Here is a 19,816-nt window from a genome sequence, read left to right on the forward strand (position 1 = left end):
AGATAAAATAAGACATCACGTAGGAAAGTTGTTGCGATATAATAGCAATAATAACCTAGTAGGGTAAAGGGGAGAAAGAGGATGCGCCAAGTCAGTCTAGAAAGCGTAGAGGCAGGACAGGTACTTGCCAAAAGCATCTATACAAGTGATGGACGAACATTGTTAAATCAAGGCGTGCTGCTAACACCTGGGATGATTAACAAGTTATATCGAATTGGTGTTACCATGGTATATATTCAAGACGAGCGCTTTGATGATATCAAAATGGAAGATGTCGTATCGGAAGAAACACGCCGCGAAGCGATCTCTAATGTTGCAAATGTGCTTCAGTGTGTTCAGACTGGTAAGGATTTTGACACGCGTGCGGTTTCAAAAACGATGGGTACGATCGTAGATGAGATCTTCCAACAAAAAAATGTACTGTTGAACCTAAATGACATTCGGACACAGGACAATCATCTGTTTATTCATTCTATGAATGTATGCATTATGTCTTGTGTGATAGGAATGCAGCTCGGCTACAATACAACAAAGCTTAAGGAACTCGCCCTTGGTGCTTTGCTCCATGATGTAGGCAAAGTTGTGATGCCAGATGATCCGCTCCGTAAGACAAAAGAAGGGGACCATCATGCGTGGATTGGATTTAATGTGCTCCGTAAAAAGCATGAAGTAAGTCTGGCGACGGCGCATATCGCGCTGCAGCATCATGAGCATGTAGATGGACAAGGTGAGCCGCGTGCGATTGCAGGTGCAGATATTCATGATTATGCGAAAATCGTAGCGATAACGAATTTCTACGATAATCTGCTCTCTGAATTTTCAACAGATCAGCCGAATATGACGCCGTATGAAGCGGCAGAATTTATTATGGGACTGGCAGGTAAACGGTTTGACCATGAGATGGTCATTCAGTTTCTACGCTCAATTGCCTTGTATCCGACAGGAGCATCTGTGCTTCTGAGTACGGAAGAGGTTGGGGTTGTCGTTGGACAACACAAAGGCTTGCCATCCCGTCCAATCGTGCGTGTTTTTAAAGAGAGTAGGCGCGGGGGGAAATATGATTACGATGATACAGAAGTAAGAGAAGTAGATCTGGGTCAGGAGACAACGGTTTTTATCGAGTCTATCTTAAAATAATCGCGACCTGTGACATGGGAGAAAATACGAGAACGATTACAAGGTTGGGACAGGCGAATGCCTTTTCCATTTTCTAATCGCTCTTTTGTTTTCTTCTGGATTTTTTTACAAGAAAGGAGAGCAACATGATCATTGATCTTCAGGGCGTAACGTGGAAGCGAGAACAAAAAAATATTCTAAATAATGTGACATGGAAAGTGAATCCGGGTGAGCACTGGGCTGTCATGGGGCTCAATGGGTCTGGAAAAACATCGCTGCTCAATATTATTAACGGATATATGTGGCCATCCAAAGGAAGTGTCAGTGTGCTGGGGAAAAAATTTGGCACGTATGATTTGCGAAAGTTGCGCCATTCCATCGGCTGGGTCAGTACATCCATGCAGGAGAAGCTGTATAGGACGGAAACGGTCGAACATATCGTACTGAGTGGAATTGATGCCTCTATGGGGCTTCTGTATGAGAAGCCCGGGGCAGAAGCGTACGACCGAGCGCATGTATTGCTTGAAGAGCTTGGATGTGCTGCGATGGCGCAGCGACCGTATGAGACACTTTCACAGGGAGAGAAACAGCGGGTGCTCATTGCGCGGGCGCTGATGGCTCAACCGAAACTGCTCATTCTTGATGAACCGGCTACCGGGCTTGATGTATTCGCCAGGGAGCAGTTGCTGCAGACGGTGGAGCGCATGGGTCAGCGTACGGATGGGCCGACTTTGATCTATGTAACACATCATCCAGAAGAAATTATGCCTATATTCAGTCACGTATTGCTGCTGAAAAAGGGGGAAGTATTCCGAGCTGGGCAGACAGCGGATATTCTGACGTCTGAGACAATGTCGGAATTTTTTGATACATCAGTTGAGATTGCATGGCGCGGTGGTCGGCCGTGGCTTACGATTTGCCAGAAGGAGAGAGAGTAATGAATGAGAGAATGATAGAAGAATTGCGGGAGTTGCTGTCGTCGGAACAAGTTAGTGTGAACCCAACTGTGCTTGAACAGCATGCAAAAGATGAATCCCATCACCCTGCCCATCTACCGGATGTAGTGATATTTCCGGCCTGTACGGAAGATGTAAGTCGGGTGCTGGCATGGGCGAATGAGAATCGTGTACCGGTTGTACCGTTCGGGGTAGGGTCCGGGCTGGAAGGACAAGCGATTCCGTATCAGGGTGGCATCTCGCTTGACTTTCAGCAGATGAATCGCATTCTTGAGATTTGTGCAGAAGATATGCTGGTGCGAGTGCAGCCGGGCGTAACTCGAATGCAGCTTAATCGAGAGTTAAAGAAATACGGCTTGTTTTTCTCGGTTGATCCAGGGGCAGATGCAACGCTTGGAGGAATGGCGGCTACGAATGCGAGCGGCACCACATCGGTGCGTTACGGTATTATGCGTGATCAAGTGCGGGACCTGGAAGTTGTGTTAGCAGACGGTCGTGTAATCCGAACGGGCGGCAAGTCGACCAAGTCATCATCAGGGTATCATCTGACCGGTCTGTTTGTTGGCTCGGAAGGCACGTTCGGTGTGTTTACAGAGCTAACCTTGCGTTTGTACGGCATTCCAGAAGCCACGATGTCAGCGCGTGCGAGTTTTCCTGCGATCGATGATGCGGTCAATACGGCGTATGCAATCATGGCGTCTGGTATTCCAGTAGCTCGTCTGGAACTTGTAGATGCACGTTCCATTCGACAGGTCAATGCATATAAAGGCACCGCGTATCCTGAATCTGCCACATTGTTCCTTGAATTTCACGGCAATGAAGCCGGTCTTAACCAGGATGTAGCGTTTGCCCGTGAATTGGCAGATGAGCAGCATTGTACCGCTTTTGTATTTGAGTCGGAATCACTTGGACAGGCAGCGCTGTGGGAAGCGCGTCATCATATGGCATATGCGTTCATGCATGGCTATCCAGGGCGCGGCATGCTCACAACAGACGTATGTGTCCCGTTGTCTGAATTGACAGGTGCCATCGCCTTTGCAGAAGAACAGCTCGCTTCTACGGGTATGATCGGCGCGATTGTTGGACATGTAGGAGACGGAAATTTTCATACATTATTGATGATCGATAAATCAAATCTGCAGGAAGTCGAACAAGCTGAGAATGTGAATGGCTGCATTGTAGACTACGCGCTTGCACGTGGTGGTACATGTACAGGTGAGCACGGAGTTGGTATTGGAAAAATAAAGTATCAAGAAAAAGAGCATGGTGCCGCATTAGGTGTAATGAGGAGTATGAAGGAAATGTTTGATCCGCAAAATATTCTGAATCCAGGAAAAATTTTGCCCCTTTAAATCATGAAAGAGTGTGCGTATAATTACTTATCAGAAAAATAAAATAATACATACAAAGGGGAAGTTCTACTATGATGAGAGCAAAAAAATCACTTGTCAGTATGCTGTTGATGCTTATGCTCGTGTTTCTTGCTGCCTGTGGTGGTGGGGACAAGCAGGTATCTGGAGAGAAGAAGACAGATGCGAACAAAAAGCCTGTGAACATTGGGATTACCCAAATTATTGAACATCCAGCTCTTGATGCTACGCGCGAAGGCTTCATTCAGGCCTTAAAAGAAAATGGATATGCGGATGCTAACATTGATTATCAATCTGCACAGGGGGATCAAAGTACAGTAGCATCAATCGCTCAAAAGTTCGCAGCCGATAAGAAGGATGCGATCCTAGCAATTTCTACACCGAGTGCGCAATCGATGATAAAAGCGACAAAAGGAACGGATATTCCGGTATTCTTCGGGGCGATTACCGATCCGATTTCAGCTAAGTTGGTAGATAACAAAGATAAGCCGGGACACAATGTCACAGGTGCTTCTGACACACATCCAGAAGCAATCGGTAAGATGTTCGAATTAATTAAGGGATTATATCCGAATACGAAAACTGTAGGTGTGATTTATAACTCTGGGGAAGCAAATTCTGTTGTGAATGTGAAGAAAGCTAAAGAGTCCATGAACGGAATGGGCATGAAGACAATAGAAGCAAATGCTAGCAACACATCTGAAGTGAAGCAGGCAGTGGATTCTCTTGTTGGTAAGGTTGATGTGATTTATGTACCGAAAGATAACACAGCAGTAGCTGCGATCAAAACGATTGTACAAGTAAGTGAGAAAAATAAAATTCCGTTGTTTGTTGGTGAAACAGATTCCGTTCGTGCAGGTGGATTTGCTGGCTTCGGTATCGACTATAAAGACCACGGCTACCAGTTAGGCTTAATGGCGATTAAAGTTCTGAAAGGCGAAGCAAAACCTGGTGATATGCCGGTTGAGTACCCGAAAGAGTTGAAGCTTGTTGTTAATAAAGAAGCGGCAGCGAACGAAGGAATCGATCTAGCGAAATTTAAACCAATTCTTGATAAATACAACGCAACGTATGTAGAAAAAACAGAAAAGAAATAAGTAGATAAAAAGAGGACGGGTACCATAACTCGTTCTCTTTTTTTGAATAAAAGTTAAATTTTTGAAACAAAAAGGCGTTGTAGAGCGTAAAAGAAGTAGCGAGGAGAAGAGGAGGAGCTTTATGATCACGCTGTATATGGGATGTCTGATAGCGGGGGTCCTGCTTGCGGTTGTCATGCTTTTGTTTGGGGACTGGCTGGGTGGAGTCGCGCACAGTTTGCATGTTATACAGCCCACTTCGTTGATTGTTGGACTGACCGTATTTGGCGGCGCTGGTGTGATGTTGCTTCGCTATACGGAGTTGGCAGACGGAGCTGTATGTATAGCTTCTATTATCTCCGCTATTTTTTCAGCATTTTTCATGTATTTTTTGTATGTGCGACCGATGCGGAACGCAGAGAATTCGACTGGATTCTCGATCCAGGACTTGAATGGGCGTGTCGGAGAGGTTTTGACTTCTATTCCTGCTCATGGTTATGGGGAAGTTCTGGTTCGTTTTGGTGCAGGGAATGTCGCACATACGGCAGCCGGATTGAATGGGGAAGCCATTGGGGAAGGGGCGCGCGTGTTAGTAATCGAAGCAAGAGAAGGAACATTGTATGTAATCCACTATGATGACATCTAAGGGGGAGAAGCTATGCCAGAGTTTTTGGTAATACCCGCAATTATTGTTGTTGTGATTCTTCTGGTTGGTCTTGCATTTTGGGCACGGTACAAGACGGTAAGCCCGGATGAAGGGATGATTGTTACCGGTTCATTTCTTGGCAGTAAGAATGTTATGACTGATGAATCGGGGCGCAGCATTAAGATTGTACGTGGTGGGGGAGCATTTATTCTGCCGATTTTTCAGCAAGCTGAGTTTATTTCCCTGTTGTCGCATAAGCTCGATATTTCAACGCCGGAAGTATATACGGAGCAGGGGGTTCCAGTGATGGCTGATGGGGTAGCCATTATCAAAATTGGCGGTTCAATTGAGGATATCTCCACAGCAGCGGAACAGTTCCTTGGTAAACCGATCGAGGCATTAAAAGGGGAAGCGCAGGAGGTTCTCGAGGGGCATCTGCGGTCTATCTTAGGTTCGATGACCGTGGAAGAAGTATACCGCAATCGTGATCGCTTCGCCCAGGAAGTACAGGGAGTGGCGGCGAAAGATTTGCGTAAGATGGGTCTGCAAATTGTTTCCTTCACAATTAAAGATGTACGAGATAAACACGGCTATCTCGATGCGCTTGGTAAACCGCGAATTGCGGCAGTCAAGCGGGATGCGGATATTGCAGAAGCTGAAGCGGTGCGGGATTCACGGATCAAAAAAGCATTAGCTGAAGAAGAGGGACAAAAGGCAGAGCTTCTGCGGGATACGAATATCGCTGAAGCTGAGAAGGCCAAGGAACTGAAAGTAGCGGCATTCAAGCGCGAACAGGATACGGCACGCGCCGAAGCTGATCAAGCGTATTCCATTCAGGAGGCACGTGCGAAGCAGCAGGTTGTAGAAGAACAGATGCAGGTGGAGATCGTGCGTAAAGAGCGGGAAATTGACCTGGAGGAAAAAGAGATTGTCCGCCGGGAAAAGCAGTACGATTCAGAAGTGAAGAAAAAAGCGGATGCAGACCGATATGCAGTCGAACAAGCGGCAGAAGCAGAAAAAGCCAAGCAGATGCGGGAAGCTGATGCGCATAAGTATCGGATTGAAGCGGAGGCAGCGGCGCTTGCTGAGCAGAAGCGATTAGAAGGGCAGGCGTTAGCCGATGCGGAACGAGCGCGTGGGACGGCAGAAGCAGAAGTTATTCGGTTACGTGGTCTGGCGGAAGCGGAAGCGAAAGAAAAGCTTGCCGAAGCATTCCAGAAGTTTGGCGAAGCGGCTGTACTTGATATTATTGTGAAGATGTTGCCTGAATTAGCCGGTAAAGTAGCAGAGCCAATGAAAGGAATCGACAAGCTGACGGTAGTCGATACCGGGAACGGGGCCGGGGCGACACGGGTGAGTAATTATGTAACGTCTCTTATGGCGACAGCGCCGCAGATGGTCAAAGACGTATCGGGACTGGATCTGGGCGAGTTGATTCAGAATTTAACACGCAAAGTCCCTGTTCAGAGTGAATCAAGCGAGCTTCCAAAACCATCGGATTCATTGAATGAAGGGTAAAAATATAAAAGCGATGCACACTATCAGCGTGTACATCGCTTTTTTTGCATAGAAAAGGGTATTTTGCTGATATAATGAAAGACACGGGATATATGACTGGATAGAGAGACGAAGGAGCAAAATGATGAAACAAAAATCAACAACGAGCATGCAGGATTTTCTGGCGAAAGCACAGAGCAGAGGGATTAAAGTACAAATTAGTTCGGATGATGCGGATAAGCTGTTTACAGCGGCGCAGACAGAAAAGCGCCCTCTTCGCCGCGATAAGCCGCGTGCTGTGAAGTTGTTTACCCACAATGATACGGATGGCGTAAGCTGTGGCATTCTGGCCCGGATGGCGTTTGGCGATACGGTGCATATCGACTATTCCAATTACGATGATATTAACAACAAAGTCTCTCGTTTTTTGGATTTTCATCTGAGCAAGTATGATCTTGTTTTTATTACCGATATTTCGGTGAATGAAGAAGTCGCTGATGTTATTGAGAAAATGAGTGCATACGCCCGGGAGAAAGTTATGCTGTTGGATCATCATCAGACCGCAGAGGGACTGAATCAATATGAGTGGGCCCAGGTTACCGTAGAGCAGAACGGGGTGCGCGAAAGTGGCACTACGCTTTTCTACCGGCATTTGATTACAGAAGGCTGGCTGGCAGATAGCCCGGAGCTTGCCCGCTATGTTGAGATGGTACGTCAGTATGATACATGGGACTGGAAAGAAAATAACAACCTGCATGCTAAACAGCTGAATGATCTGTTTTATATTCTGGGGCGAGATCGTTTTGTCGCTCGATTCACAGCAGATTGCTCCCCGGATTTTACAGATTCTGAACAAATGTTGCTCGAGATCGAGCAGGAAAAAATCGAGAAGTACATCAAAGGGAAATCAAAAGATGTGCAGATTCGGGATGTGAACGGCTATACTGCGGGTGTCGTATTTGCGGAGCAGTACATTTCTGAGCTGGGTAATGCGCTGGCAGAAGCGAACCCGGAAGTCGATTTTGTAGCGATCATTAATATGTCGCGTGTGATTAGCTATCGAACCGTTAAAGATGAGATCAACGTTGGTGATATTGCTGCCTTTTTCGGTGGCGGTGGTCATGCAAAAGCAGCGGGTAGCCCCGTGTCGAAAGAAATGAAGCAGGCTGCTGCCAGCCTGCTATTTGAACAGATACAATCCCAAAAATAATCGTATGGTCTGCAATAGAAAATCCCGGCTGCTATATAGGCAAAGCCGGGATTTTTTCTGTGTATGCACTTAGTCTGGGAGTTTCATCACACGTACTTGCACTTCTTTACGTCCCCAGGCATTCGCATCTTCTTCTGTCGCGAAGACGAGATCAATCGCATTGCCTTTAATCGCACCGCCCGTATCTTCAGCACGACATGTACCATAACCCTCTACCCACAGAACGGTGCCAAGCGGGATGTAATCCGGGTCAACGGCTACGATACCAGGGCGAATTTTCGTTCCAAGTTTTGTTTTGCCCGGTCCGGTGTAGCCAGATGCATTGGCTGTAAATACCATACCTTCACGAGCTTGGCGCATTTCGCTGCGAGACGTATTCTTTTTCTTCTGAGAGAGCGCTCGTTCTTTTGCTTTCTTAGATTGGGCGATGGTGATAACGTCAGACGGTGTACCATAAGCTAGACCAGGTGAAACTAATTCTTTTGCTGAGGCTTCTCCGTTTTGCAGCGGTGTCAGAAGAAATGATGTTTCGCTCTGGGGCTGCAAGTTGGCAGAAAGACTTTTTTCGGTAGATTGAGGAGCTTCAGCAAGAGAATTAACCAGATGGATAAGCAAGAACAACGTGATGACAGGGATTCCGATACGTAAAGACCACCTATTTGCCTTATGACTATTGGGTTTCCTAAATATGGACAGCGACATGTTTTTTATTTTTTGCATGCAAGCCTCCTCTTGTAAATAGTAATGTTTTCTTATTTGGTTGATTATATCACATAACGTGAAATTTGTCACATTTTTTCAGAAAATTTTAATTAATGATGAAGAATGGTAGGGAAAGCTACAGGTGCATGCGGATGACTCAGCTAAATAAATTTGGTTGTACAGAAGCGGATTTGCTATAATGAGTGAACGAAGCAGACTTGCTTCCGAATTATGCAAATAAGGAAGTTGATATAGATGAATAAAGCACCAGAAAATACAAGAGTCGTAGTAGGAATGTCTGGCGGCGTGGATTCTTCGGTCGCGGCCCTTTTGCTCAAACAGCAGGGATACGATGTGATCGGCATCTTTATGAAAAACTGGGATGACACGGATGAGTTCGGCCACTGCACAGCCGAAGAAGATTACGAAGATGTGCGCCGGGTATGCGGTCAGATTGGGATTCCATACTATACAGTGAATTTCGAGAAAGAATATTGGGATAAGGTATTCACGTATTTCCTGGATGAATACAAAAAAGGGCGGACGCCAAATCCAGACGTGATGTGCAATAAGGAAATTAAGTTCAAAGCCTTCCTTGAGCGTGCACTTGATCTGGGTGCTGATTATCTGGCTACGGGTCATTATGCGCAGGTGGATTTCCATGACGGTGAGTACCGCATGCTGCGTGGTGCGGATGCGCGTAAGGATCAGACGTATTTCCTTAATCAGCTCGGTCAGGAACAGTTATCGAAGACGATGTTCCCATTGGGCCATCTGCCGAAAACAGAAGTACGTGCCATTGCTGAAAAAGCTGGACTAGCGACGGCGAAGAAGAAAGACAGCACAGGTATTTGCTTCATTGGGGAGCGTAATTTCAAAGAATTCTTAAGCTCGTATCTTCCAGCAAATCCAGGTGAGATTCGCAGTGTCAACGGTGAAGTCAAAGGCCGACATGATGGGCTTATGTACTACACACTTGGTCAGCGTCAAGGGCTTGGAATTGGTGGTGGCGGCACTGGAACAGGGGAACCGTGGTTTGTTGTCGGCAAAGACCTCGCGCAAAATGTTTTATACGTAGCGCAAGGTGACCATGATCGCCTGTATACAGACTGGCTGGAAGCAAGCGACTTGCATTGGGTAAGCGACCGGGCGAAGCCTGCTACATTCCGCTGTACAGCGAAATTCCGCTATCGCCAGCCGGATCAGGGGGTAACCGTACATGTGGAAGAGGGGAATCGCTGCCGGGTCGTGTTCGATGAACCACAGCGTGCGATTACACCAGGACAAGCGGTTGTGTTCTATGATGGAGAAGTATGTCTTGGCGGTGCCACGATTGATCGAACGGAGAAAAATCAAGCGTAACATCAACTTTATGAAAAAAGCTGTACGCCTGCCTTCTGGCAGATGTACAGCTTTTTTTCTGTGAAGATTAGGAAGGGGATGGAATTGATTCAGGCGGTTCCTGAACCAGATTGCGGAGCACCATCTGGAGAATTCCACCGTTTCGGTAATAATCAATCTCGACATCGGTATCAAGTCGAACGATACAAACGAAAGAGAAAGTTGAACCATCCGGTCGTGTCGCTTGAACAGTAACGTTCTGACGCGGCTGTACATTATCTCCGAAATCAACAATTGAAAAAGTTTCATTTCCTTGGATGCCAACGCTTTCTGCATTTTCACCTTCCTGGAATTGAAGCGGAAGTACACCCATACCGACCAGATTGCTGCGATGAATTCGCTCGTAGCTTTCAGCGATGACGGCCTTAACTCCAAGTAACAGCGTTCCTTTGGCTGCCCAGTCACGAGAGCTTCCGGTTCCATATTCTTTACCAGCGATAATCATGAGCGGTGTGTCGGATTCCTGATATTTCATGGCCGCATCATAAATGGATATGACTTCTCCAGTTGGTAAGTATGTCGTGACACCTCCTTCTGTTCCAGGAGCAAGCAGGTTACGGATCCGGATGTTAGCGAATGTGCCGCGCATCATGACCTCGTGATTTCCTCGACGTGAGCCGAAGGAGTTAAAGTCGCGTATCTCGACGCCTTTAGATTGCAAATACAGACCTGCTGGACCGTCTGGCTTAATCGCACCCGCCGGGGAGATGTGATCAGTTGTAACGGAATTGCCGAGTAAGGCGAGCAATTTGGCATTCTGAATCGGTTTGATCGGATGAACATCGAGCGAGAAGTCCGTAAAGAAAGGTGGCGACTGAATATATGTGGATTGCTCATCCCACGTATAAATTTGCTCTTTTGGAATCTCGATTTCATTCCAGCGTTTGTTAAAGGCATGGACATTGTTATATTTTTCACGATACATTTCCGGTGTAATAACAGAATCAATCACAGCCTGGACTTCGGCAGGCGATGGCCAAATATCTTTCAGATAAACCGGGTTATTGTTGTCATCATGTCCGATAGGGTCGTTGAACAGGTCAATATCCATTGTTCCGGCAAGCGCATACGCAACCACAAGCAGAGGGGAAGCCAGATAGTTAGCTTTGACAAGTGGGTGAATACGACCCTCAAAGTTACGGTTTCCGCTTAACACAGCCGCTACAGTCAAATCATTTTCTTGAATGGAACGAGACACTTCCGGGGTGAGCGGGCCGCTGTTACCGATACATGTTGTACAGCCGTAGCCAACGGTTTGAAATCCAAGCTGGTCCAAATATTGTGTCAGCTTAGCATCATCAAGATACTGCGTAACGACACGGGAGCCAGGGGCAAGGCTGGATTTTACATTCGGATTGCGGCGAAGCCCTTTCTCGACAGCTTTTTTGGCGAGGAGTCCCGCGCCGAGCATAACAGATGGATTGGATGTATTCGTACAGCTTGTAATCGCTGCGATGACAACGGAGCCATTATGTAATGAGGCCGTGTTACCATCTGGATACGTAACCGTTACTTCCTGATTGATTTTTTCATCTGACAGGCCGAAGCCGCCTTCTTTGATTGGTTTGCGAATCGTTTTCTCAAAGTCTTCCTTCATGTGCGTCAGTTCAATCCGATCCTGCGGGCGCTTCGGTCCGGCAAGTGATGGTACGACAGAAGATAGATCAAGTGTGAGCACTTCTGAGTACGTTAGTGATGTCGTATCATCTCGGAACATGCCTTGTGTTTTTGCATATTCTTCTACAAGCTTGATGTGCTCTTCAGAGCGTCCGGTTGTGCGTAAATAGCGCAGTGTCTGCTCGTCAATTGGGAAGAAGCCGACGGTAGCTCCATATTCTGGTGCCATATTGGCAACAGTTGCTCGGTCTTCAAGCGGCATAGTGGACAGTCCTGATCCGAAGAACTCCACGAACTTTCCAACCACACCTTTTTTACGCAAAATATTCGTAACCGTAAGTGCAAGGTCGGTCGCAGTTGATCCTTCCGGGAGTTCGCCAGTTAACTCGAAGCCGACGACGCGCGGAAGCAGAAAATACATAGGTTGACCAAGCATAGCTGCCTCTGCTTCGATCCCCCCAACACCCCAGCCAAGTACGCCAAGTCCGTTTGCCATTGTTGTATGGGAATCCGTACCGACAAGTGAATCAGGAAATACAGTCATGCCTTCTCCCATTTTTCGTTCGGTTACAACGGATGCGAGATACTCGATGTTAACCTGATGCACGATGCCGACAGCTGGCGGGACTGCGCGGAAGTTCGAGAACGCTTGAGTTGCCCAGCGCAGGAACTCATAGCGTTCCAGATTGCGCTCGAACTCGCGCTCCATATTGTGGCTGAGCGCTGTTTCCGAACCGGCCTCATCGACCTGTACAGAGTGATCAATGACAAGATCAACAGGAATGAGCGGATTGATTTTTTCAGCGGGTATGCCGAGTTTAGCTACTGCCTGACGCATCGCAGCAAGATCGACGACAGCCGGAACACCTGTGAAATCTTGCAGAATTACGCGGGCAGGCAGAAACGGAACTTCATGCATGTCTTCCCGTGCGGGATTTGGATTCCAGGATGCAACTCGTTTTACATGTTCCTCTGTAATCGCCCGCCCATCCATATTACGCAGGACGGCTTCAAGTAAAATTTTGATTGAAACAGGCAGGTGGGCGATTGGCCCAAGGCCGTTTTCTTCGAGTGCTTGTAGACGATAATACGTCTGCCCACTCGGAAGCTGTGCACGGCATATATCACGTAAAGATTGTTTATTGATCATACAAGTACCTCCGTGTATCCAGATTTGTGCTGTTTTAGTATGTACGGTTTTATACGAACTATAAGTGTGGAAAAGGAAGGATGTATGAAGTATTCTTGCTTACTTCATGCTAAGTAATGTACTTCTTACACTTCACGATTTCAAAGGAGGACATGTTTTATGACGCATACCCAATATGATCCGAATGAGCGCGAACATATGGCGTTTATTGAGGATGTGTCAGAAGGAATGGACCGCATGATGGATGAAGGGGGCGGTGTGGTAGATGAAGTGATCGCATACGAAACCCCGACTATGCGTAATGATCTGGTTGAGAATGCGGCTGATTACCAGCAAACAGAGTAGCATACGTAGGAGAGAAAAAGTGCCATCCTGATCCAGATACGGATGGCACTTCTTTTTGACGAATAAAAAAGCTGATGTATAATGAAATTGTATAGAAAGGAGAATGTCTCATGAATGTAGCTGTACTAAGTACGTTTGTAGTACTTTTCATGGCTGTAACGGTTTTTTTTATACGAATGCGTGCGGCCAAAAAGCCAGTTTCGGTTAAAAAGATTGTGCTCCCACCCTTTTTTATGAGTACGGGATTTACGATGTTTCTTTATCCGCCTACGCATGTACCGGTCTCGTATGCGGTTGCTGCATTTGTCTTTGGAATGGTGCTGTCGTATCCGTTGATTGTAACATCACGTTTTGAAGTAGTTGGCGATCATATATACATGAAGCGCTCGAAAGCCTTTGTATTTATTTTGCTTGGTCTGATTGCAATTCGGACGACTTTGAAATCGTACATTGGCATGTATATCAACCCAATGGAAACAGCCGGGATCTTCTTTATCCTTGCATTCGGGATGATTGTGACATGGCGAATTGCGATGTACTTTACGTATATGCGTTTTCAGCGTGACCTAAAAAATGACTATAATCTTACGATGGATCCAGGCCGCTAGTGAGCGGCTTTTTGTATGTTTAAAATATATTGTCTGTGAATATTGACAAAAGACTGAAAAGTTATTATTATGATTTCATTCGAGTAACATCAGATGATCTGATTACACAGGAAGGTGACGTTTACGTGAAAACGGTACCAATGATACGGACGCGAAAAACATATGAAGAGGTAACCGAGTATTTACGTGAGCTAATTGTGTCAGGGGGATATATGCCTGGTGAGCAATTACCTTCATTACGCGAACTTAAGGACATGCTTGGTGTGAGCCAATCAACCATTCGGGAAGCATTAAGTTCACTCAAAACGATGGGTCTGATCATAATCAAGCAGGGAGAAGGTACATTTGTGACGCAGTATAACCCGGAAGAACTGCTGTCGGCATTTGAAGCGATTCGTCCGGTTACTCGACAGGATATCATTTCTCTTCTTGAAGTTCGTAAAATCATTGAAAGTGGAACGGCCAAACTGGCTGCTGAACGTAGAACAGACGGTGAATTACTGGAAATAGAGAAAGCGCTTTCTTGTATGAAGCAGGCACTTGAGAATGGTGAACTTGGACATGAGGCTGATTGGAAGTTTCATTACGCAGTAGCCCGTGCTTCTCATAACCATGTGCTTGAATCTGTCATGCTGTCCATTTCAGAAACAATGGAGACAGCCCTGCGTACGAGTCGAATGAAACTGTATACGCGCCGTGGAAATCCGGAAGCACTGTACCAGGAGCATGTAGGTATCTATGAGGCCATTCGTGCGCAAAACGTAAACAAGGCAGAAGAGGCCATGTTGTATCATCTAGTAGGAGTGGAGAAAAAGATGCTGTCTTAGCATTTTTTTATCACATAACATCGGATGACCTGACTTCAGATGACCTAAAAATATAAAAGAGGGTATACGCCGCAAGGCTTGCCATATAAAAAACAGTTACAGAGAAAAAAGAGGTGGATATCATGCAAACGTGGACACAAATATACAGTCCGCTAGGAAGCCTAGGGTTGTCAGCTGTTGTTGCACTTATTCCAATTGTTTTCTTCTTCCTGGCACTTACTGTGTTTCGAATGAAGGGACATACTGCAGGCTTGATTACAGTTCTGCTGTCGCTTGTGATTGCCATACTTGTATACAAAATGCCAGTCTCGATGGCACTTGCAGCTACAGGGTATGGATTTATGTATGGGTTATGGCCGATTGCCTGGATCATTGTAACCGCTGTCTTTTTGTATAAAATCACAGTGAAAACCGGGCAATTCGAAATCATTCGTTCGTCTGTAGTATCGATTACGGAAGATCAGCGTCTCCAAATGCTGCTTGTTGGCTTTGCGTTTGGTGCGTTTCTCGAAGGGGCAGCTGGCTTTGGTGCACCAGTAGCCATTACAGCGGCACTGCTCGTTGGCCTTGGATTTAATCCGCTGTATGCGGCAGGTTTGTGTTTGATTGCCAACACAGCGCCGGTAGCATTCGGGGCGATGGGAGTTCCGATTATAACCGCTGGACAGGTTACTGGAATTGAGGCACTTCATATTGGACAGATGGCGGGCCGCCAATTGCCGCTGCTTTCGTTGTTCGTACCGTTCTGGCTTATCATAATTATGGATGGGATTCGCGGTGTGCGTGAGACATGGCCGGCTATTTTAGTGGCAGGTGGATCATTTGCGATTACACAGTATTTTACAGCTAATTTCATCGGACCGGAGTTGCCGGATATTACATCTGCGCTCGTCAGCCTGATTGCGTTAGCTGGATTCCTTAAAGTATGGAAACCAAAGCGAATCTTCCGTTTTGAAAACGGTGGCTCTGCAAGTGTAGAGAAAGTAAACACGGAAGTAAAATATACGGGTGGACAGATTTTTAAAGCGTGGTCTCCGTTTATTATTCTGACCTTGATGGTAACGATTTGGAGTTTACAGCCGTTTAAAGATTTGTTCGGGAAGACAGGCCCATTAAAAGCGCTCGTCTTTAAAATTCCGGTGCCGTATCTTGATAAGCTTGTCATTAAAGCACAGCCAATTGTAACGAAGCCAACGCCGTATGATGCGGTGTTTAAGTTCGATATTTTATCGGCAACCGGTACAGCGATTTTACTAGCTGCGATTATTACGATGGTTGTTTTGAAGCTTAAGCCGAGTGAAGGAGTCAAATTGTTTGGCGAGACGTTAGCAGAATTGAAAAAGCCAATTCTGTCAATCGGCCTGGTGCTTGCGTTTGCGATGATAGCCAACTATTCGGGTCTATCTTCTACACTGGCACTTGTACTGGCAGGGGCAGGCGGATTGTTCCCGTTCTTCTCGCCATTCCTTGGCTGGCTGGGGGTATTCCTCACCGGTTCCGATACGTCAAGCAATGCGCTGTTCTGTAACTTGCAGAGTGTAACGGCGCAGCAAATTGGTGTAAAAGAGACGCTGCTTGTAGCGGCAAATACAACAGGTGGAGTTACCGGTAAGATGATTTCGCCGCAGTCGATTGCGGTAGCCTGTGCGGCGGTAGGGCTGGTTGGTAAAGAGTCTGATCTGTTCCGCTTCACGCTAAAGCACAGCTTGTTCTTTGCCACGATCGTTGGGGTGATCACATACATCCAGGCATATATGCTGCCATGGATGATTCCGTAAGATAGAGAAATACGGGAAGAGATATTGAAAGAAAAAGTAGATGGGAGAGGTCGCTGGGAAGTCTGATGGCGGTTCTCCCTCTTGTTGTTTAGATGAATGGAGGAATCAATCATGAAAGTGTCGATTTTTATTACGTGCCTGTCAGACGCAATTTATCCGCGTGTAGGCGAAGCGATGGCACGTTTATTGGCAAGACAAGGTGTAAAGTTGCATTTTCCTGAGACGCAGACGTGCTGTGGACAGCCAGCGTTTAACAGCGGCTATTGGGACGAAGCGCGGGCGAGCGCGAAAACATTGCTGGATGCATTTGAAGACAGTGATTTTGTTGTTTCGCCATCCGGGTCTTGTACGGGGATGATTCATCATTATTACCCGCAGTTGTTTAAAGATGATCCAGTTATGCTGAAGCGTGCGGAAGCCTTTGTCGAGAAGACGTATGAGTTCTCTCAGTTTCTCGTTGGCGTACTTGGTGTAACAGATATCGGGGCATATTTTCCGCATAAAGTAACGTATCATCCATCCTGCCACGGCAGTCGTCTGCTTGGCATTAAAGAGGAGCCGCGTACGCTGCTTGAAAACGTCAAAGGAATGGAGTTCGTTCCGCTACCGTTTGCCGAAGATTGCTGTGGTTTCGGAGGGACATTCGCAATCAAAATGTCGGAGATTTCCGGTGCGATGGTCGAAGAGAAAGCTAATCATGTACTGGAAACGGATGCTGAGGTGTTGGTTGGCATGGATATGGGCTGTCTGATGAATATTTCAGGTCGTCTAAGTCGGGAAGGGAAGCCGATACGAGTGATGCATATCGCAGAATTGCTGTACGAAGGGGTGAAACAACAGTCATGAGTTCATTAGATCCAAAGTTAAAACTAAAAGAACGTGCTCACGTATCCTTAAATGACGAGTTCCTTCGTAATGCAGTTAAATATACGACAGAAAAGCTGCGCTCTGGTAAGAAGCTTGCGTCAGAAGAACTGGGCAACTGGGAAGAGTGGCGAGAACGTGCCCGTCAGATTCGCCTGCACACGATTGCGAATCTTGATTATTATCTTGGGCAATTTGTGCAAAATGCACGCGAGGCGGGGATACACGTTCACTTCGCCCACACGGCTCAGGATGCGGTAGACATTACGATGCAGATTGCCAAAGAGAAGCAAGCGCGTTCGGTCGTGAAATCCAAGTCCATGGTATCGGAGGAGCTTCATATTAATCACCGCCTCGAAGAGATCGGGGTTGAAGCGATTGAGACGGATCTTGGTGAATATATCATTCAACTCGCGGGTGAAACGCCGTCTCATATCATCATTCCGGCCATTCACAAAAACAAACAACAAGTAGCCGACCTGTTTTCAGAGGAGGCGGGCGAAACGCTTCCAGCCGATACACCGGTGCTGGCTGGTTTTGCGCGGGCGAAACTGCGAGAGAAGTTTCTTGAAGCGGATATCGGCATGACTGGCTGTAACTTTGCGATTGCGGAAACGGGCTCGATCTCATTGTTTTCAAATGAAGGAAACGCTCGGATGGTAAGTACGGTGCCGAAGACGCAGATTACGTATATGGGAATGGAGCGCATCATTCCATCGCTTGACGATCTGGAAGTGATGGCGACGATGCTGCCGCGTTCGGCAACGGGTCAGAAGCTGACTGTTTATATGTCGGTAATTACAGGACCGCGCCGCCGCGAGGATTCGGACGGGCCGGAAGAGATGCACCTTATCATTTTGGATAATGGTCGTTCTCAGCAGCTAGGTGACCCGGAGTTTCAGGAAGTGTTGAACTGTATTCGTTGCGGAGCCTGCTTAAATGCGTGTCCGGTATATCGTCATGTCGGCGGCCATACGTATGGCTGGGTGTACAGTGGTCCGATTGGGGCTGTATTAACCCCGCGTCTGAATGAGGATAAGCAGAAATGGGGCGAGGTTGCTTACGCATCCAGTCTATGTGGAGCATGCTACGAGGCATGTCCGGTTAAAATTCCGCTGCACGATATGCTCGTCTACATTCGTCGTCAGAACGTGGAGAGCGAGTTGACCCCAGGAGCGGAGCGAAGCGCGTTTAAAGGCTTTAAATATGTCATGTCTGATCATAAGAGATTCCGTCGGGCCTTAAAGCTTGGTAAGCTTGGTCAGAAGTTCGTTGCTCAGGATGGAGTTATCAAATCAAAGTTGGGTCCTTTGAAAGCATGGAATGAATACCGTTATGCGCCAACGCTGGCGAATGAGTCGTTCCGCGATTCGTGGAAAGCCTTGGACCACGATTTGCAGCGGGAAGTAGCCGAGATGGACCCGGCTGTGCTGAAACGCCTGAAAGAAGCGAAACGGAAGCAGGAGGGGAGAGAATAATGGCAATAAGTGAACAGGAATTTTTAAATCATATTGCGCAGCGTTTGAACCGTCCGCGTGTAACGGAGAAGCCACAGCACCCGTTTCGTGGGGCACCGGACTTCTGGCTGCAATATGAGCTGACACCGGATGAGCGAATCCAACTATTCATGACGAACTGGCGTGCAAACGGTGGGGCAGCAGAACGTGTGGAAAGTATGGAAGACGTACGGAATTATATCGTAAAGATGGCGCAGACGATGAAGGCAAAATATATGATCCGCTTTGATCATCCAGCTTTGAACGAGCTGAAGATCGAATCGGAGCTGCCGGATGTTGAGATGACTGTCTGGAATGAAAACGGGGATAACTTGCTGGCGAAAGCTGCTGGGGCTGACATTGGCATTGCTGTGATGGATTATGCGATTGGGCATACAGGAACGACGGTGGCAGTATCGTCTTCCACCCAGGGACGTTCGGTTAGTTTGCTGCCGACTGTGTTTGTCGCGATTATCCGGGCGGAAGATGTGAAGACGCGAATGGGTGAAGTGATGAAAGACTTAACTCGTCGTTTTGGTACGAAGCTGCCGGCAGGGATTCATTTTATCAGTGGTCCAAGTCGGTCAGCAGATATTGAAAATGATTTGACAATCGGAGTGCATGGACCAGGAATTGTGCATGCGCTTATTGTGTAAGGAGCAAAAGGACCATACGTGCTGCGGTGCGTATGGTCTTTTTATGTGTTGAGTCTAGGGTAGCAATCAAGTGGGATAAAAAAGAAAATAGGTATTTTTTTCTTTCCCCCAGACATACTACAAAGGAACTTACACTGACCGAGGTGACCCATATGAACGAATATACAAAAGCCATTCATGAGTACAAAGAAAGTGTCAAGATGTTTCAGCAAACAAGTTCGGATTTTACGAATGCCTATCATGCATTCACCGGAGCAGCGTTTGCGGATGGAGCGGTGTCACAGAAAGATAAGCATCTGATTGCGCTTGGCGTAAGTCTGGGGACGCAGGATGAGTATTGTATTTTGTATCACACAATGGAAGCGCTCCATAAAGGGGCAAGTGAGCAGGAAGTTTACGAAGCGTTCCAGGTATCAGCTGCGCTACGCGGTGGTTCAGCTTTTTCCCAGCTTTCGCTTGTGCAGCATGCACTGTCCGAATTCCGAGGGCAAATCCAGTAAT

The 19,816-nt window shown here is 46.9% G+C and carries 18 protein-coding genes; 16 read left to right on the top strand and 2 right to left on the bottom strand.

Annotated elements, in window-relative coordinates:
• The first annotated feature begins 81 nt into the window (after positions 1-81).
• The 7 genes from PO771_RS02265 to PO771_RS02295 all read left to right on the top strand — a co-directional run bounded on the left by PO771_RS02265 (position 82) and on the right by PO771_RS02295 (position 7,871).
• On the top strand, positions 82-1,137 hold the full coding sequence (locus PO771_RS02265) for an HD-GYP domain-containing protein (protein WP_272561683.1): 1,056 nt from the start codon (positions 82-84) through the stop codon (positions 1,135-1,137).
• Positions 1,138-1,262: 125 nt separating this feature from the next.
• Positions 1,263-2,054, top strand: a complete 792-nt coding sequence (locus PO771_RS02270) for an ABC transporter ATP-binding protein (RefSeq protein WP_272561684.1) — start codon at positions 1,263-1,265, stop codon at positions 2,052-2,054.
• A complete protein-coding gene (locus PO771_RS02275) occupies positions 2,054-3,424 on the top strand; it encodes an FAD-binding oxidoreductase (RefSeq protein WP_272561685.1) in 1,371 nt (456 codons plus the stop codon). Before PO771_RS02270 ends, PO771_RS02275 begins: the two co-directional genes overlap by 1 nt.
• A gap of 71 nt (positions 3,425-3,495) precedes the next feature.
• The gene (locus tag PO771_RS02280; protein WP_272561686.1) at positions 3,496-4,539 is read left to right on the top strand and encodes an ABC transporter substrate-binding protein; all 1,044 of its coding nucleotides are present in this window, start codon (positions 3,496-3,498) and stop codon (positions 4,537-4,539) included.
• A 121-nt stretch (positions 4,540-4,660) separates the two neighbouring features.
• Positions 4,661-5,164 carry an NfeD family membrane protein gene (locus PO771_RS02285; RefSeq protein WP_272561687.1) on the top strand — a complete coding sequence of 168 codons (504 nt, stop codon included), beginning with the start codon at positions 4,661-4,663 and terminating at the stop codon, positions 5,162-5,164.
• A gap of 12 nt (positions 5,165-5,176) precedes the next feature.
• Entirely contained in the window at positions 5,177-6,682 is a 1,506-nt protein-coding gene (locus PO771_RS02290; protein WP_272561688.1) for a flotillin lipid rafts scaffold protein FloT, read from the top strand.
• A 124-nt stretch (positions 6,683-6,806) separates the two neighbouring features.
• Complete coding sequence (locus PO771_RS02295; protein ID WP_272561689.1) at positions 6,807-7,871, top strand: DHH family phosphoesterase; 1,065 nt, start codon at positions 6,807-6,809, stop codon at positions 7,869-7,871.
• A gap of 69 nt (positions 7,872-7,940) precedes the next feature.
• On the opposite strand, the gene PO771_RS02300 is transcribed toward PO771_RS02295, so the two are convergent.
• The gene (locus tag PO771_RS02300; protein WP_272561690.1) at positions 7,941-8,591 is read right to left on the bottom strand and encodes a 3D domain-containing protein; all 651 of its coding nucleotides are present in this window, start codon (positions 8,589-8,591) and stop codon (positions 7,941-7,943) included.
• A 237-nt stretch (positions 8,592-8,828) separates the two neighbouring features.
• On the opposite strand from PO771_RS02300, the gene mnmA reads away from it, so the two are divergent.
• A complete protein-coding gene (mnmA, locus tag PO771_RS02305) occupies positions 8,829-9,935 on the top strand; it encodes a tRNA 2-thiouridine(34) synthase MnmA (protein WP_272561691.1) in 1,107 nt (368 codons plus the stop codon).
• 67 nt (positions 9,936-10,002) lie between these two features.
• Here the strand turns inward: mnmA and acnA are convergent, their stop codons facing one another.
• Positions 10,003-12,741, bottom strand: coding sequence for an aconitate hydratase AcnA (gene acnA, locus PO771_RS02310; protein ID WP_272561692.1), 2,739 nt, complete (start codon positions 12,739-12,741; stop codon positions 10,003-10,005).
• A 159-nt stretch (positions 12,742-12,900) separates the two neighbouring features.
• Here acnA and PO771_RS02315 point away from each other — a divergent pair, with 159 nt between their 5' ends.
• The 8 genes from PO771_RS02315 (at position 12,901) to PO771_RS02350 (ending at position 19,815) form a co-directional block, all read left to right on the top strand.
• Positions 12,901-13,086, top strand: a complete 186-nt coding sequence (locus PO771_RS02315) for a hypothetical protein (RefSeq protein ID WP_272561693.1) — start codon at positions 12,901-12,903, stop codon at positions 13,084-13,086.
• A gap of 110 nt (positions 13,087-13,196) precedes the next feature.
• Positions 13,197-13,694: a CcdC family protein gene (locus PO771_RS02320; protein WP_272561694.1), complete on the top strand. Its 498-nt coding sequence runs from the start codon at positions 13,197-13,199 to the stop codon at positions 13,692-13,694.
• A gap of 125 nt (positions 13,695-13,819) precedes the next feature.
• Positions 13,820-14,521, top strand: a complete 702-nt coding sequence (locus PO771_RS02325; protein WP_272561695.1) for a FadR/GntR family transcriptional regulator — start codon at positions 13,820-13,822, stop codon at positions 14,519-14,521.
• Between the two features lie 122 nt (positions 14,522-14,643).
• A complete protein-coding gene (lldP, locus tag PO771_RS02330; protein ID WP_272561696.1) occupies positions 14,644-16,299 on the top strand; it encodes an L-lactate permease in 1,656 nt (551 codons plus the stop codon).
• 111 nt (positions 16,300-16,410) lie between these two features.
• Positions 16,411-17,145, top strand: a complete 735-nt coding sequence (locus PO771_RS02335) for a (Fe-S)-binding protein (protein ID WP_272561697.1) — start codon at positions 16,411-16,413, stop codon at positions 17,143-17,145.
• Entirely contained in the window at positions 17,142-18,641 is a 1,500-nt protein-coding gene (locus PO771_RS02340; RefSeq protein WP_272561698.1) for a LutB/LldF family L-lactate oxidation iron-sulfur protein, read from the top strand. The genes PO771_RS02335 and PO771_RS02340 overlap by 4 nt, the downstream gene beginning before the upstream one ends.
• Positions 18,641-19,315, top strand: coding sequence for a LutC/YkgG family protein (locus tag PO771_RS02345; protein WP_272561699.1), 675 nt, complete (start codon positions 18,641-18,643; stop codon positions 19,313-19,315). Before PO771_RS02340 ends, PO771_RS02345 begins: the two co-directional genes overlap by 1 nt.
• A gap of 152 nt (positions 19,316-19,467) precedes the next feature.
• A complete protein-coding gene (locus tag PO771_RS02350; RefSeq protein WP_272561700.1) occupies positions 19,468-19,815 on the top strand; it encodes a carboxymuconolactone decarboxylase family protein in 348 nt (115 codons plus the stop codon).
• The last annotated feature ends 1 nt before the right edge of the window (position 19,816 follow it).

Origin of the sequence: Aneurinibacillus uraniidurans, from assembly GCF_028471905.1 — a bacterium.
In the GTDB taxonomy this organism is placed as follows: domain Bacteria; phylum Bacillota; class Bacilli; order Aneurinibacillales; family Aneurinibacillaceae; genus Aneurinibacillus; species Aneurinibacillus uraniidurans.

Excerpts from the sequence above, each read along its gene's own strand:
- PO771_RS02265 (WP_272561683.1), top strand. The coding sequence starts at position 82 with ATGCGCCAAGTCAGTCTAGAAAGCGTAGAGGCAGGACAGGTACTTGCC.
- PO771_RS02270 (WP_272561684.1), top strand. The coding sequence starts at position 1,263 with ATGATCATTGATCTTCAGGGCGTAACGTGGAAGCGAGAACAAAAAAAT.
- PO771_RS02275 (WP_272561685.1), top strand. The coding sequence starts at position 2,054 with ATGAATGAGAGAATGATAGAAGAATTGCGGGAGTTGCTGTCGTCGGAA.
- PO771_RS02280 (WP_272561686.1), top strand. The coding sequence starts at position 3,496 with ATGATGAGAGCAAAAAAATCACTTGTCAGTATGCTGTTGATGCTTATG.
- PO771_RS02285 (WP_272561687.1), top strand. The coding sequence starts at position 4,661 with ATGATCACGCTGTATATGGGATGTCTGATAGCGGGGGTCCTGCTTGCG.
- PO771_RS02290 (WP_272561688.1), top strand. The coding sequence starts at position 5,177 with ATGCCAGAGTTTTTGGTAATACCCGCAATTATTGTTGTTGTGATTCTT.
- PO771_RS02295 (WP_272561689.1), top strand. The coding sequence starts at position 6,807 with ATGAAACAAAAATCAACAACGAGCATGCAGGATTTTCTGGCGAAAGCA.
- PO771_RS02300 (WP_272561690.1), bottom strand. The coding sequence starts at position 8,591 with ATGCAAAAAATAAAAAACATGTCGCTGTCCATATTTAGGAAACCCAAT.
- mnmA (WP_272561691.1), top strand. The coding sequence starts at position 8,829 with ATGAATAAAGCACCAGAAAATACAAGAGTCGTAGTAGGAATGTCTGGC.
- acnA (WP_272561692.1), bottom strand. The coding sequence starts at position 12,741 with ATGATCAATAAACAATCTTTACGTGATATATGCCGTGCACAGCTTCCG.
- PO771_RS02315 (WP_272561693.1), top strand. The coding sequence starts at position 12,901 with ATGACGCATACCCAATATGATCCGAATGAGCGCGAACATATGGCGTTT.
- PO771_RS02320 (WP_272561694.1), top strand. The coding sequence starts at position 13,197 with ATGAATGTAGCTGTACTAAGTACGTTTGTAGTACTTTTCATGGCTGTA.
- lldP (WP_272561696.1), top strand. The coding sequence starts at position 14,644 with ATGCAAACGTGGACACAAATATACAGTCCGCTAGGAAGCCTAGGGTTG.
- PO771_RS02335 (WP_272561697.1), top strand. The coding sequence starts at position 16,411 with ATGAAAGTGTCGATTTTTATTACGTGCCTGTCAGACGCAATTTATCCG.
- PO771_RS02340 (WP_272561698.1), top strand. The coding sequence starts at position 17,142 with ATGAGTTCATTAGATCCAAAGTTAAAACTAAAAGAACGTGCTCACGTA.
- PO771_RS02345 (WP_272561699.1), top strand. The coding sequence starts at position 18,641 with ATGGCAATAAGTGAACAGGAATTTTTAAATCATATTGCGCAGCGTTTG.
- PO771_RS02350 (WP_272561700.1), top strand. The coding sequence starts at position 19,468 with ATGAACGAATATACAAAAGCCATTCATGAGTACAAAGAAAGTGTCAAG.